Genomic DNA, 14,656 nt, shown 5'->3' with positions numbered 1-14,656 from the left:
AAACATCAAACTTTGTCCCAAGTCATAGTTGAAAGATGCAAAACATAATCATCGACGTTGGCAAAAATTATTTCCTTCCCCTGAAACAACGTAGAAAGTAGTCCTCCACTTACATAGATACAATTTTCTCGTTCTAAATATACTGACTCGTGCTGATGAATCCAGCCAGGTTTTTTGCCGTAGGTTTCAATAGCTTCAATTTTTAGAGATTTAAGATCGAGTCGAAATACTAGCGTTTCTTGAAAGTTTCTCTCTCCTTTGTAGCCAAGACCACCGATGATATAAATACCATTGCCTATTAAAGTTGCCGAATGAAAATCTGTAGGCGGAAACACTTCTTTGGGATAGCCATATATAGACCAATCATCCTCACTATTAAAAACAATTACATCATTGTAAATGCAAAAATCATCGTCATAAAAATCTTCGTGTTCGCCACCGATAAAGATAGTTCTGCCATCTTCAAGCTTGGTTTCGCTCATCCCGTATCGATCGAAACATCAAATGGCTCGTTCGAGTGTCGCTCTAGATTGCTGAAATCTCTGACTCGCTTCCCAGGCTGAAATTCTCGTTCTCACCATATATTGCCAAAACTCAAAGTTCATCAGTTCGGGATTTTGTTTGCCAAACTGACGATACTTTTGTTGTTGAAAGTGTTCTTGAGTAACTAGCATTGGAAAAGATCTCGCTCGCTAGAGCTAACGAAGTAAACACAGCAATCAAAACCAGTGCTCTACTCCAAAACCCACAGCGCGATCGCTTTTTAATTTCGCTGCTAAATCTAAAACTGCTTGACGACCGATCTCGGTTTCAAATACGGAGGAAAAAACAGCATCGACCGCTTTTTCTCGACAAAAAGTCAGTAAGCGACTAGGATAACCCATAATTGCCGCTTTGACGGTAAAAATACCTTTCCAGCCTCGTTGGTAAGCTTCTTTTAATTGGTGAAAACTGGCTACAGATTCATCAAGAGCAATCGCGGTAGTATATTCCCGCCTCAAAGACAGCATCTCGACGAAATTAGCGGGAGGTAAAGGCTGTTCGATAAATTCTACGGTATCAGTTGCTTGAGTTTCCTCTAACCATTGCCGCGCCTGTTGGATAGTTAATCCTCCGTTAGCATCTAGTCTTAATTTGCTAGTTGGAGGCAAAACTCTGACTAATTGATGGAAAATGGTAATTTCTTCTGTAATAGGTAGCACGCCAATTTTCCATTTAAAAGTATTGAAATGTGGTTGAGAAATATTTTGCCAGGCGGTTAGAGCGTGTTTACCTGCAGGTAAGAGATAAGAGTAGTCTAAAGCAGTAGGGCGATCGCTTTTGCTAGATAAATTTAATAATGCCGACTCGAAAGCAAACTGACAGGAAGGGAGGCGATCGCTAATGCCATAAATCTCATCGATCGCAATAGTTGCTCCCAACTGTTGACAAAATTCTAATGCCTGTGCCAAAGTTTCCGAACCAAACTGAGGCAGTGGAGCAATTTCCCCTCGACCAACCTTACCGGTTTCATCCATCAGACTAATAATAATCCCTTGCCGCACTCGCCAAATACCCTGACTGGTTTGTAAAGGGGAGCGAAAATGGCGCTGATAAGACTTGTATTTAAATCTATAGACTTGTCTCACAAATCATTAACGACTACTGGCGATCGAGGTCAAGGTCAAGGAAAAAAAGTTTGATTTATTCACTTATGTAGACGATCCTATTTTTCCTTTTGGCGACGATGAAAACGAATCCCCAAAAAAATATCGTATAAAAAGCTTAAAAAATTTTTACCGTCTAGTAAACCTAGAGACTGTTCGCACCCTTTAGCATCTAACAGAGGTTTCGTCGCATAGTAGGCTGGCTGATATTTATACCAGGGAATAGAAGGCCAGAGATGATGTACCAAATGATAATTTTGTCCTAAAATCAGCAGATTGAGGATGGGACTGGGATAGACTCTAGCATTTTTCCAGCGATCGCGCTGTTGAAAGGGACGATGGGGTAAATAATCGAAAAACAATCCTAAAGTTATTCCTACTACCAATGCAGGCACGAACCAAAAGTTCATTACATAGCCGAGGAAACCATAGTAAATTCCTAAAGCAACCACAGTAACTAAAAATAATCTGCTGAGAAACCATTCTAATAGTTCGTATTTGCGCCACAAACGCCGTCTAAAAAAGAAGATTTCGTGATAAAAAAACCGCGCTGCAATCAGCCACAAAGGTCCCCCCGTAGAAACAAAATGATCGGGATCGTTCTCAGGATCGTTGACGTGAGCGTGATGCTGGAGATGTACCCTAGTAAAAACCGGAAAAGCGAATCCCAGCATTAGTGCGCTGCTGTGTCCTAAAATAGCGTTAACCACACGGTTACTGTGTGCGCTATTGTGAGAAGCATCATGAATGACCGTTCCCGATAAGTGTAGTGCCAGGACGTTAGCTAAAAAACAGCACCAGTCCGGAAAATTCCACAACCAATAACCACAAGTCGATAAACTCAGTAGCGCGATCGCCGTAATGGTCATCAAAACGTTGGGATTCAATCCACTCGGAGGTTTGAGAAATTCTTTGGGTACTGTACGCAGTGTCACTGTTTCCCCAACTCGATCGAGCGGAGCTTGCAAGTGACCTTTGGTCAAAACCGACTGCATTTTGGTTTTTGCTCCTCTTAAACTTTTACTAAATATACCTTTGCTGAAAGGTAGTTTACACTACTATTTGCTGCCGGTAAAGATTTGTAACGTAATCTAATTTTTTCGGGACTACTCCGCCTGAAAATTTACATTTTTGTTAAATATTCTTGATACCCTAGTTGGTTTAACCGATCCTGCTTTTCGCGCACTTTCTGAGCTAGACGTTGCCGATACTGCTCGACGCGCTGCTGTAGCTCTAAATTATTAGTAGCTAAGATTTGTACGGCTAATAACCCTGCATTTTGCGCGTTGCCGATCGCCACTGTAGCAACGGGAATTCCTCTCGGCATTTGTACGATGGAATATAGAGAGTCTAACCCCTGTAGATGTCTGGTAGCAACTGGTACGCCAATTACGGGTAAAGGAGTGAGCGACGCTACCATCCCTGGTAAATGTGCCGCGCCTCCTGCTCCTGCAATAATTACTTTAATGTCTCGATGATGAGCTTGTTTGGCATAGTTCACCATGTATTCTGGAGTTCGATGAGCCGAAACAATTGCTAGTTCCCATTTTACTTGAAATTCTTCACAGATAGCGATCGCGCTTTCCATAGTGGGTAGATCGGAATCGCTACCCATGATTATGCCAATCTTTGCTGTATTTTCACTCACACTTAACCTAATGCTCGATGACCAATTATTAATTATCGATTAGCTATGAAAAAAGATGTTATCTCTTAGAGGTTCTTAAGTTTAATTTTAGATTTTTATCAAAATGATTCTAGCGATCGCTGTTTCGACGATTTCTATAACTCATAAATTTAAATTTTCTTAGCTTTAAGTTACTCGTACTAAATCTACCCAATTGTATTCGTGTTTAACCCCAGTTTAAAAGCGATCGAACGCGTAATTTCCATAAAGTGATCGCCTAAATATCAATTTTCCCGAGCCAAATACTCCCATCAAAGCAACAGCTTGACCTCTTTTTACGCGTCTAAACTATCATTTTATAACATGGATAAATGAATTCTCCCTTAGTTATGTAAAGAAAATTCTTTATGTATTCCCACCGCAGATAATAAACTATTGGCATTTATAGTGATTGATAGTTGCGGTTCGAGAGATTTTGTCGGGGTATCCATTGGTGGGATTGTATTAGTAGGATTTAATTTAAAATTGTTGAGATTGGGCATAATTTAGAAGCCAATTCCATCTTCTAACTTGTGCAATTCTGAGAGATATCTTTTCTCCTGTTGTTAATAAAATATATTCCTCACCAGAATTATTTTCATAGACATCTGCAATTAATTGATTTCGAGTATCATTGCCCCAAAGTTTTCCCGCTTCTTCCCACCATTTTAAGCAAATACTCTTAAATCTCGGATCCTCTAAATATTCATCTTGCCAGTTGTATGGATGCCAATGGTTATTTAGAGCGGCAATTAACAAGGCACTAGGATAATCTATTTTTTTATTTTTATTTTGTAAATTAATCCAGTATTCAATAATACTTTGAAAAGCCGCTTCCATTCCATAGCCACAATTGCCAATTGCTTCTCTGACATCTTCACGAGAAAAATCTACACCAATGTATTTTAGTGCCGATTTGTATTTACGATAAATTTCTTGCGTTATTTCGTCTAGTTCCTCAAGCATCAATTTATTAACTAGCAGCTTATTTTATTAAGGAGAATTTATTTTGTAAAATAAAGCTATCGAATCAAAATGATTAATATTTTTCTAGATGGTTGTCGCTACTCGCCGCAAGTTCACTATAGATGAATATCATAAACTCGTAGATTTAGGGATGTTTACAGAGAACGATAGAATAGAACTGATTAGAGGAGAAATCATCGAAATGGCTCCCAAGCGAACTCCTCATTCGGTATGCAAATCTTTTTTGTGGAAACGGCTTTATGACCTAGTCGGTAAACAAGCTGAAATAAGAGTACAAGAGCCTATTATACTTTCAGATAGCGAACCAGAACCCGATGTAGTTATTGCTCGACAAAAATCCGATAATTATCTCTCTGCTCATCTTACTGCCAAAGATATAATTTTAATCGTAGAAATTGCTGATTCTACTCTAGAGTATGACAGGGAAGTTAAGTTATCTCTGTATGCCGAAGCAGGGATTAACAATTATTGGATTTTCAACTTGGTGGATAGTCGTTTAGAGGCTTATAATTGCCTGCCCTTTTTCCGATAGTCAAGGCAAATTCGATTATAAAGCTAAAAATATTTTTCTACCGGAAGAAACCATCAAACTACCAAATTTTGCTGAAGTCACTTTGGGATTAGCTTCAGTTTTCCCAAGCAATAAATAATTTTCGCTTACAAAAACAAAAATTTTTTTAGCAGCAACTTCCTTGACTGTCTACTTTTCTTTTTTATTCAGCAAGCCCTAATATAATTAAGAATCGCCTGTTGGTAAATTTATCGATGCAGCAAATTAATACCGAAGTTTTAGTTATCGGTGGTGGTATTGGTGGAGTTGCTGCTGCTATTCAAGCCTCTCGACGGGGGGTTGCCACTATTTTAGTTAGTGAATTGTCTTGGTTGGGAGGAATGCTTACTGCAGCAGGAGTTAGTGCGCCTGATGGCAATGAGCTGGCAGCATGGCAAACGGGGTTATGGGGGAAATATTTAAGGCAGCTACAACAGAGACAGCCTGGAGGTTTGGACAATGCTTGGGTGAGTCTGTTTACCTATCATCCTCGTATCGGTGCAGAGATTTTTGCCGACTGGGTTAACGAGATACCAAATCTCAACTGGATTAATAACTATCAACCATTAGCAGTAATAACACGGGACAATAGAGTTACTCGAGTCGAGTTTGAAGATTTTGCAGTTACAGCCAAAATTATTATCGACGCTACGGAATTAGGAGATTTATTGGCTTTAGCTGGAGTACCTCATCGTTGGGGTTGGGAGTTACAAGCAGAATTTAACGAACCTAGTGCGCCAGCTATCCAGAACGAATTAACGGCTAAATATTCCGTACAAGCACCTACCTGGGTGTTTATGCTGCAACATTTTAGTAATCTCCAAACTGCTCATTCTTCTGGCGACTCATCACCGTTTCACGATGCTTGGGCTAATTATGGTGCAGAGTCTTTTCTCAACTATGGTAAACTGCAAGATAACCTCTACATGATAAATTGGCCGATCGCCGGTAATGATTATGGAGAGGGTTTAGATCGCCTCATAGCATCTGAGACAGAAAAGCAGCAGTTTTTGGCAGAGGCATATCAACACAGTTACGACTTTGCGGCTTATATTCAATCTCAGTTACCAGGCTATAGTTTGGCAGAGAAAATCTTTCCCCAACCGAAATTAAACTCGGCTTTTGCCTTACACCCATACTATCGCGAAAGCCGCAGACTAAGAGGTAAGGTAACAATTACCGAAAACGATATTTTACCCGTTGCTAATGGCTGTGTAGCACCACTACCACTAAATGCTAATGGAGAAGTTAGCGCGATCGCAATTGGTAATTATGCTAACGATCATCACTATCCTGGGTACGATTTTCCCTTGCAGTCAGAGATTGCTGCGGAAACAAGTGAGTCCTACTCGCGAGGCGAGAAGCTACGCAACGGACTTGCTCTGCAACCGGCAGCCTGCTCTGACCGTTGGTCAAAATCAATTCATTGGGGGGGAAGATTGACGGGTACGCCGTTTACCATTACCTATGATGCTCTAATTCCAGAATCTATTGCAGGTTTACTCGTCTGCGAAAAAAATATTTCTGTCTCTCATCTTGCTAATGGCTGTACCCGTCTGCAACCAGTAGTAATGAATATCGGACAAGCTGCAGGTATGGCAGCCGCACTGTGTATCGAAGCTAATTGTCAGCCACAAGAATTATCGGTGAGAAAATTACAGCAAGCTTTATTAACTGACCAATATGCACCAGCTGCTGTTATTCCCTTGTATAATTTAGTGCCAGAACATCCAGAATGGCTCTACTGGCAGCAATACTATTTAGATCGTCCCCAAGATTATCCCCTTGATGGCAATTGTCCTGCAAGCGATGGCTATACTAAAACTATTGCCAACAGCAATTACTATCGGGGAACTTTTCACAATTTGGGCAATGGAGAATACGCCATTATTCTCAACGAACCACAACACGATAATTCCCACTGGCAGTTAATTACTCTAAATCCACTAGTAAACCAACAATTGTTATCTTGTCGGGAAGGAGAGAAAATTTCTGTAGTGGGAAGATTCAATCGTGCTGGTAATTGGTTAATTGCCGAAGCAATTTTATCGTGAACTAGACTCGGACAGTTTAAAAAAATAAACTGCTGCAAACTGGCTCTAAGATATTACATCTTACCTTTTTGCATCACTTCGATTAAATGTTGGCGAATTTCTTGCATACGATCTGCATCAGATTGCTTCAACTTTTCAAATAATTCAACACAGGCTTGAGAGCCTGCTGCTTTAGCGTCTTCAATGTATTTATCGTATGCCGCTACAGCTTTACCTTTCTCATGAAGCACGGTTACCCAATCATACTCTAGGTCGCTAACATTTTTAATAGCCATATTTGTTTCTCCTTCAAATTTAAGTGTTCTATTCAATCTCACTAAATTTAAAAAGGACAAACATCTATCAAAAAAATGATGTTTAGAGAAACTTGACAACAAAACTTCCAGCCATAAGCGATTGCTGATTGTGTCAATAGTTCGGACAATTTTAGTAACGAGCTTGTAAAGCTTGAGTGACAACAATGAAGAGTCGATCTATCTTACGAGTACTTGTGTCGAACGCGGTTCAATTCTGAAGCTAGTAACTGAAGTCTTTCTAAACCTTCGTCTAAAAAATCATCCCCCTTTGATATGTTTACCGTTTTAGAAACGGGTCGCCAATTGGTGCAGTCAAAAGTCAGTTCTGGAAACCATTTTCTAGGTAGCTTGTGGTCTAAGTTTAACCCGCCGTGTCGAGTTTTCCAGACTTGATAGGTAGGATATTCGATGTCAGTTACTGTCAGATAGCGACAAGCGTACAAGGCATATAAAACTGAAGCTCTAGCATATTCACCCGAACCTACAGCACCATTTAGAATAAAATTATCTAGATCGGCTTTACGAGCAAAACAGATATCGGAGATAGTGTAACTATTTTGATATTTGCCAAAATCGCTTACTATTGTGTCCACCTTCTCAAATTCGAAGCAAAACAAGTTTGATAGTTCTACTAATATTTCTTCCCAACTCTCATATAGGTTTACTCTCATTGATATTTCGCCTTCAAACTTCCGATCAGAGAGCTACCAGTATTGAGAACTTCAAGTAAATCTTGGCTTTGCTTGGCTCGTTTGTATTTGGCTTCTGCTTTTTTTACGGCATATTCTAGCAAGTCGATTGCTTTTGAAGTAATATTATTTTGCAAAATGCTCCAAGATTTACAAACGTTGTCCCAACCTACATTTTTGTAACCTTGCTGCCGAAGCTTTTTCTGTTTGGTTTTACTTAAAGCGTTAAATTTTTCCGAATTACGTTTTTGAGCCTGTCTATAATTTAATCCTTCAAACTTTCTAGTTGAAGCCATTAGTATTTCTCCTCTCACGATATAGATTAAAGTTTGCCGTATTTATTTCGATACTGTTGGGCTATGTTTTTGGAATCATTCACTACTGTTTCAGCTTTTTCTAGATCTTCTCTAGCCGTCTCCTTGGAAACTGCGTCGATTTCAGAGAGAATTTTGTCATCATCTTTGGTTACTTTGCCAAAAAGATGCTTGAAGCTTTGAATAAATTCATTTTTCGTCCATTTAGTTATCGCACCTAGCTTGGCAACTAAGCCAAAGTTTTCTCTATTCAGCCTTTGATTAATTTCTGCTCTTTCGTTGCGCTCTAAAAATATTTTGACCAACGTTGCTGAAGAAATAGTAATTTCATCATGTTCTAGCCAGCTTTCTAGATGGGTCTTCTTTAAATTCTTAAGATTTGTAGCGAGAAGTTCTGGATGTCGAGAGAGAATTACTTTTTCTATTTCTTGGCGATTCATTAACAAATACTTTTTTATAATAATTTATATACTTTTCTCTTCTTAGATAACATAGGGAATTTTTTGCGTCTATAGTTCTAAAAATACTTTATAAAACTTTTATCCGAATTTATATTAGAAATAAACTCTACAAATTTAAGCTCGTTTACTCGTGCGTAGTGTTATATTACTTTATTCTGATGAACGAACTTAGTTGTAAAATTTTATTATGAGCGATTCAGCAGATAAAGAAGCGGTACTAGCGGTAAATCAAGCCTTTTACGATGCCTTCTCCAATAAAGATCTGAGTGGTATGAACCGTCTGTGGTGGCAAGGCTCGACCAGTTCGTGCGTTCATCCTGGGGGAAGTGTGCTTGAGGGGTGGAAGGAAATTCAAGCATCCTGGGAAACTATCTTTCGCAATACAGATTCTTTTGAGATAGATATAGAAATTATTAAACTAGAAGTCGATCGCGCCCTTGCCTACATAATCGTTCGAGAAATAGTGTTACAGTCGAGCCGAGGTAGAAAAGTAAAAGCACCATCCCTCGCCACTAATCTGTTTCAAAAAATGGCGCAAAAATGGTACTTAATTCACCATCATGGCAGTCCAATTATGCGCTAGTTGAAGGATAATTAATAACTGTTCGTTAATTATTGCCGACCGAGCTTTGTTAAATTCTAGTTTCGAATCATTTTATCCCCTTGCCGCGATCACTACCAATCAAACAGCGGCAGGAATTCTCCAACCTTTGTGTCAGACAACGGGAGCGACTTTATGGCTACCAGAGTCCGTAGCAAACACAGAAAATACCCAATATTACCATTCAAGTCTTAAAAAACATCTTACTTCAATTTGGTCATCGCACCAAGCAATTATTTTTTGTCTGGCTGCCGGTGCGGTGGTGCGGTTAATCGCTCCTTTACTAGAAGATAAACAGCACGATCCTGCCGTCATAGTTATCGATGGCGAAGGGCGTTATGTAATTAGTTTGTGTGGCGGGCATCAAGGCGGTGCGGACTTACTCACCCAACTGGTTGCCGATACTATTGGTGCGGTGCCAGTGATTACGGGAGCGGCTAGTAGCCGCAAGTCAATCGCGATCGATACACTAGGTTTTCCATTCGGTTGGGGTAAAGGAGAGGGAGATTGGACGGGAGTGATGGCAGCTGCAGCCAGAGGCGAAACCGTACAGGTAATTCAAGAGGTGGGTTCGACTCTATGGCAAGAACATCTACCAGAGAAGCATGGTTTCAAGTTTGGCGTTTCTGAAACTACACCCCAGGCTCGTATCTGGGTTAGTCCCACTCGCAGAAAGTTCGCCCCTAAGTCTGATTTTCCCAAGGTACAATGGCATCCTCGAGTGTTGTGGATCGGTATTGGTTGCGAACGAGGTACTTCACGGCAATTAATCGAGACGGCGATCGATCACACTTGTCAGAGAGCTCATTTAGCTCGAGAGGCGATCGCTGGAATAGCTAGTATAGAGCTGAAAGCGGACGAAACGGGAATTTTAGAACTATGTGGCGATTTTTGCTTACCTTTTAAAACCTTTAGTGCCGAACAATTACATCAGGTGACAGTACCTACTCCTTCTGATGTTGTCGCTCAGGAAGTCGGTACCCCCAGCGTTGCAGAAGCCGCCGCCATTCTAGCTGCCGAAGGCGATCGTTTACTCGTCCCCAAACAGGTGTTTAAAAGTGAAACCGAACCTGGAGCAGTAACTGTGGCGATCGCCCAAGCTGCGGTAGAATATACGGGTCGCACTGGTAAACTATTTTTAGTCGGGATCGGTCCTGGTAGCTTAGCTCAAATTACTCCAGCGGCAAAAACTGCGATTACTTCTGCCGATGCGGTTATCGGTTACTCACTCTACACTGATTTGATTAAACCCCTGCAGCGAGTCGGACAAATTATCGAATCTCTACCTATATCCCAGGAAAAACAAAGGGCGCAACGAGCGATAAAATTAGCTCGGTGGGGTTTAACCGTCGCGGTGATATCTTCTGGTGACTCCGGGATTTACGGCATGGCAGGTTTGGTATTAGAAGCCTTACAAGCCGACAATTGGGATGGCAAAACTCCTCAAGTACAGATATTTCCCGGTATCTCCGCTTTACAAGCGGCGGCATCCAGAGTCGGTGCACCTTTAATGCACGATTTTTGTGCCATTAGTCTCAGTGACTTATTAACACCTTGGGAAGTAATTATTCAGCGTCTGGAAGCAGCAGCGCAGGGCGACTTCATTACCGCAATTTACAACCCGCGATCGCAAAAGCGCACTCAACAAATTGTAACCGCCCGGGAAATATTTTTACAGTATCGTTCCTCTAACACCGCAGTGGCAATCGTCCGCGAGGCATATCGAGATAATGAGCGAGTTACTCTCACCACGCTAGACGAGATGTTAGCAGTTCCCATCGATATGCTAACTACAGTGATTATCGGCAACCGCTCTACTCGCAACTATGCTAACTGGATGATTACTCCCAGAGGGTATTCATTATAGGAGATGAATTGCTATTCGCCCCTACAGAGATTATTTCTGTTTTAATCAACTAAAGGTAATTTGCTGCCGAAGTTGTTTGTTATATATTTGGGTCATTTTTTTGTGCCTTTAAGTTGGTACTAAAATTTTAACCCATTTATTTAGTCTAAAATCACTTGATGTGTTGCTACAGCTAAAACTTTACTTTTTTCTTTTTTGCCTTGAATATAATATGAATTTAAACGGTATAAGAATATTGAAGCAACGATCGCTTTTTATCGCGATCGCTACAGCCAATCCGACAGATTTATTTCTGTTTCAACCAACTAAAATGAGCGCGTACGTCTTTGCCCACTTCTTCAATGGGATGTGCGGCTTCTTGACGGCGCATGGCAGTAAATCCTGGCTTACCAGCCTGATTTTCGAGAACGAATTCCCGAGCAAATTGACCAGACTGAATTTCTCTAAGAATCTGACGCATCTCCGCACGAGTTTGTTCGTTGACTACGCGGTTGCCGCGAGTATAATCGCCATATTCGGCGGTGTTAGAAATACTGTCGCGCATTTTCTCCAAGCCGCCTTCGACGATTAAATCGACGATTAATTTGACTTCGTGCAGACATTCGAAATAAGCCAACTCTGGCTGATAACCCGCTTCGATTAAAGTCTCAAAACCAGTTTTGATTAGGGCACTCAAACCACCACACAGAACCGCCTGTTCTCCAAATAGATCGGTTTCGGTTTCTTCCCTAAAAGAAGTTTCCAAAATACCAGCACGAGTACCGCCAATACCCTTAGCATAAGCCATGGCGCGATCGCGTGCCTTCCCCGAAGCATCTTGATAAATCGCAAACAGACAAGGAACCCCTTGCCCCTGTTCGTAGGTGCGTCTGACCAAATGTCCCGGTCCTTTGGGTGCAACCATGAATACATCTACGGTTTCGGGGGGGACGATTTGACCGAAGTGGATATTAAAACCGTGAGCGAATGCCAAAGCCTTGCCTTCAGTTAGATAAGGTGCAATCTCATTAGTATAAACTTGCTTCTGCACTTCATCTGGTAGCAGAATCATAATCGTATCTGCCGCTTGCGCCGCATCAGCTACGTTTTTGACGGTCAATCCTGCCGCTTCTGCTTGGGGTTTGGATTTGCTGCCAGCATATAAACCGACAATTACATTAACGCCACTATCTTTAAGATTTAGGGCGTGAGCGTGACCCTGGGAACCGTAACCAATAATCGCTACGGTTTTATCTTTAAATAAATCTAAATTAGCATCTTCATCGTAATACATCCGCGCCATAGTAATTTCTCCCAAACATTTTTAGCTCGTAGGCTCATTATAATTTTTCTCGGGTAGTCGAGATAGACGATGGCTTTGAAGGCAGCTATAGATTTTTTCTATACCTCACCGATACGGGAATTAGCTGTCGAACTCTATAAGCGAACCCTTCTTTGGATAGAAGCAAAAGCAGAATAATAATGGTAAAACAACAGAGGGACGGCACTAAGATTAACTAATTAAACTGAAATCAACCAAATTAAGCCACTTGATTTCTAAGTTACCCAATTACTATACAGTTGCTTGACAAATATGAAAATTGGTTCTCGTTATCTCGGTAATGGTGTTAGTGAATTTACCCTGTGGGCACCTTTGGCAAAACAAATAGCGGTCAAGATCGTCGCCCCCCAAGAAAAATTGCTCCCGATGGTAGAGTTAGAACGGGGTTACTGGCAGGTTAAAGCCGAAGGGATCGAACCAGGTACGCTTTACTATTATCAACTCGAGGACGGAACTACTCGCCCCGATCCCGCTGCCCATTTTCAACCCCAGGGAGTTCATCGAGCATCGGAAGTAATCGACCACAGCCAAATGAATTGGCAAGATACTGGGTGGTCTGGGGTTCCTCTCGACGAGATGATTATTTACGAGTTGCATGTAGGTACATTTACAGAAGAAGGTACTTTCACCGCGATTATCCCTCGTTTGCCAGAGTTGTTGGAGTTGGGCGTAAACGCGATCGAAATTATGCCAGTTTCCCAATTTCCAGGCGATCGCAATTGGGGTTACGATGGAGTATATCCCTTTGCCGTACAAAATTCTTACGGCAGACCAGAAGACTTCAAGCAATTAATTAACAAAGCTCACCAACAGGGCATCGCCGTAATTTTAGATGTAGTTTACAATCATTTCGGACCCGAAGGTAACTATACTGCCTGTTACGGTCCTTATTTTACCGAAACCTATCGCACACCTTGGGGCAGCGCGATTAATTTTGACGATGCCTACAGCGACGGGGTACGTAATTTTGCGATCGAAAATGCCCTACATTGGTTTGAGAATTATCACATTGACGCACTAAGGTTAGATGCCATTCATGCTATTTACGATCTTGGTGCCAAACATATTCTGCAAGAGATGGCGGAAAGGGTAGAAGAATTATCGCAACGAGTGGGTAGAAAATTTTATCTCATTGCCGAAAGCGATCTCAATGACGTACGAGTAATTCGTCCTAGAGAATTAGGAGGTTTTGGGGTTGATGCTCAATGGAGCGACGATTTTCATCATAGCGTTCGCACTTTACTTACTAAAGAATTAGTTGGCTACTATCAAGATTTTGGTAGCTGCGAACAATTAGCCAAAGCCTATAAAAAGACTTTTGTTTATGACTGGCAGTATTCCCCATTTCGCAAACGCTATCATGGTAGCGATGCTAGCAATCGCCCCGGTTGGCAATTTGTCGTTTGTATCCAAAACCACGATCAGGTGGGCAATCGAATGTTAGGAGAGCGTTTGGCTAGCTTAGTTAAGTTTGAAACTTTAAAATTAGCGGTAGGAGCGTTAATGATTTCTCCCTATATTCCTTTATTATTTATGGGAGAAGAATATGGCGAGAATGCTCCTTTTCTCTATTTTGTCAGTCACAGCGATCCCGATTTAGTCGCTGCGGTACGGGAAGGGAGAAAAGCCGAATTTGCCGACTTTCACATTGAAGGAGAATATGTCGATCCCCAAAGTAGAAAAGCATTTAATTCATCAAAACTAGACTGGGAGAAAAAAAGTACGGGCAAACATCAAGTTTTATGGCAGTTTTACCGACAGTTAATTTTACTGCGGCGCACTATTTCTGCCTTGAAAAAATTAGATAAACAGAACTTAAGCGCAACAGCAATAGAAAGCGATCGCCTGATACTATTACATCGTTGGCAAGATCGTAGTCAAATTTTCAGTATTTTAAACTTTGCCGATGAAGCAGTTAGTTTTACAAATAATATTCCCCAGGGAAAATGGCAAAAACTCCTTGACTCTAGCGAAGCTAAATGGATGGGTGATGGTACTTCTTTACCACAGGCGATCGAGCTAAACTCGGAATTAATAATTCAGCCTCAGAGTATAGCCATCTATCAACAATAATTTTTTGAAACCTGGGGTTTGGGTTATTTTATAAAATGAAAAAAATCTATAGTAGTTCTCCAATTAGTAAGAGCTTCGGCTTTTTAGAGCGGAGCATTTCCTGAGTTCGCCAAATACAAATCTAAAACTAT

At 41.1% G+C, this 14,656-nt stretch carries 16 protein-coding genes; 5 read left to right on the top strand and 11 right to left on the bottom strand.

What is annotated here, in order from left to right:
- Positions 1–5: 5 nt before the first annotated feature.
- The 6 genes from ACLFKQ_RS11820 to ACLFKQ_RS11795 all read right to left on the bottom strand — a co-directional run bounded on the left by ACLFKQ_RS11820 (position 6) and on the right by ACLFKQ_RS11795 (position 4,278).
- Complete coding sequence (locus tag ACLFKQ_RS11820; RefSeq protein WP_449000003.1) at positions 6–482, bottom strand: Kelch repeat-containing protein; 477 nt, start codon at positions 480–482, stop codon at positions 6–8.
- Between the two features lie 18 nt (positions 483–500).
- Positions 501–674, bottom strand: coding sequence for a hypothetical protein (locus ACLFKQ_RS11815; protein WP_449000002.1), 174 nt, complete (start codon positions 672–674; stop codon positions 501–503).
- A 45-nt stretch (positions 675–719) separates the two neighbouring features.
- Complete coding sequence (locus tag ACLFKQ_RS11810) at positions 720–1,628, bottom strand: o-succinylbenzoate synthase (protein WP_449000001.1); 909 nt, start codon at positions 1,626–1,628, stop codon at positions 720–722.
- A gap of 77 nt (positions 1,629–1,705) precedes the next feature.
- Positions 1,706–2,641, bottom strand: coding sequence for a beta-carotene hydroxylase (gene crtR / locus ACLFKQ_RS11805; RefSeq protein ID WP_449000000.1), 936 nt, complete (start codon positions 2,639–2,641; stop codon positions 1,706–1,708).
- Positions 2,642–2,769: 128 nt separating this feature from the next.
- Positions 2,770–3,294: a 5-(carboxyamino)imidazole ribonucleotide mutase gene (purE, locus tag ACLFKQ_RS11800; protein ID WP_448999999.1), complete on the bottom strand. Its 525-nt coding sequence runs from the start codon at positions 3,292–3,294 to the stop codon at positions 2,770–2,772.
- 498 nt (positions 3,295–3,792) lie between these two features.
- Entirely contained in the window at positions 3,793–4,278 is a 486-nt protein-coding gene (locus tag ACLFKQ_RS11795; RefSeq protein WP_448999998.1) for a hypothetical protein, read from the bottom strand.
- Between the two features lie 88 nt (positions 4,279–4,366).
- On the opposite strand from ACLFKQ_RS11795, the gene ACLFKQ_RS11790 reads away from it, so the two are divergent.
- Positions 4,367–4,831: a Uma2 family endonuclease gene (locus tag ACLFKQ_RS11790; protein ID WP_448999997.1), complete on the top strand. Its 465-nt coding sequence runs from the start codon at positions 4,367–4,369 to the stop codon at positions 4,829–4,831.
- A gap of 233 nt (positions 4,832–5,064) precedes the next feature.
- Entirely contained in the window at positions 5,065–6,903 is a 1,839-nt protein-coding gene (locus ACLFKQ_RS11785; protein ID WP_448999996.1) for an FAD-dependent oxidoreductase, read from the top strand.
- A gap of 53 nt (positions 6,904–6,956) precedes the next feature.
- On the opposite strand, the gene ACLFKQ_RS11780 is transcribed toward ACLFKQ_RS11785, so the two are convergent.
- The 4 genes from ACLFKQ_RS11780 to ACLFKQ_RS11765 all read right to left on the bottom strand — a co-directional run bounded on the left by ACLFKQ_RS11780 (position 6,957) and on the right by ACLFKQ_RS11765 (position 8,642).
- The gene (locus tag ACLFKQ_RS11780; RefSeq protein ID WP_448999995.1) at positions 6,957–7,178 is read right to left on the bottom strand and encodes a hypothetical protein; all 222 of its coding nucleotides are present in this window, start codon (positions 7,176–7,178) and stop codon (positions 6,957–6,959) included.
- Positions 7,179–7,381: 203 nt separating this feature from the next.
- On the bottom strand, positions 7,382–7,870 hold the full coding sequence (locus tag ACLFKQ_RS11775; protein ID WP_448999994.1) for a hypothetical protein: 489 nt from the start codon (positions 7,868–7,870) through the stop codon (positions 7,382–7,384).
- Positions 7,867–8,184: a hypothetical protein gene (locus tag ACLFKQ_RS11770; protein ID WP_448999993.1), complete on the bottom strand. Its 318-nt coding sequence runs from the start codon at positions 8,182–8,184 to the stop codon at positions 7,867–7,869. The genes ACLFKQ_RS11775 and ACLFKQ_RS11770 overlap by 4 nt, the downstream gene beginning before the upstream one ends.
- Positions 8,185–8,210: 26 nt before the next feature.
- Positions 8,211–8,642: a hypothetical protein gene (locus ACLFKQ_RS11765; protein WP_448999992.1), complete on the bottom strand. Its 432-nt coding sequence runs from the start codon at positions 8,640–8,642 to the stop codon at positions 8,211–8,213.
- 208 nt (positions 8,643–8,850) lie between these two features.
- On the opposite strand from ACLFKQ_RS11765, the gene ACLFKQ_RS11760 reads away from it, so the two are divergent.
- Entirely contained in the window at positions 8,851–9,246 is a 396-nt protein-coding gene (locus ACLFKQ_RS11760) for a YybH family protein (RefSeq protein ID WP_448999991.1), read from the top strand.
- A gap of 46 nt (positions 9,247–9,292) precedes the next feature.
- Positions 9,293–11,131, top strand: a complete 1,839-nt coding sequence (gene cobJ, locus ACLFKQ_RS11755; protein WP_448999990.1) for a precorrin-3B C(17)-methyltransferase — start codon at positions 9,293–9,295, stop codon at positions 11,129–11,131.
- 286 nt (positions 11,132–11,417) lie between these two features.
- On the opposite strand, the gene ilvC is transcribed toward cobJ, so the two are convergent.
- Positions 11,418–12,413, bottom strand: a complete 996-nt coding sequence (gene ilvC / locus ACLFKQ_RS11750) for a ketol-acid reductoisomerase (protein WP_449000346.1) — start codon at positions 12,411–12,413, stop codon at positions 11,418–11,420.
- Between the two features lie 291 nt (positions 12,414–12,704).
- On the opposite strand from ilvC, the gene treZ reads away from it, so the two are divergent.
- A complete protein-coding gene (gene treZ / locus ACLFKQ_RS11745; protein ID WP_448999989.1) occupies positions 12,705–14,525 on the top strand; it encodes a malto-oligosyltrehalose trehalohydrolase in 1,821 nt (606 codons plus the stop codon).
- Positions 14,526–14,656 lie beyond the last annotated feature (131 nt).

Source organism: Myxosarcina sp. GI1(2024), from assembly GCF_053543375.1.
Note: the sequence above shows the minus strand (reverse complement) of the source record. Positions and strands in the feature narration are given on the sequence as shown.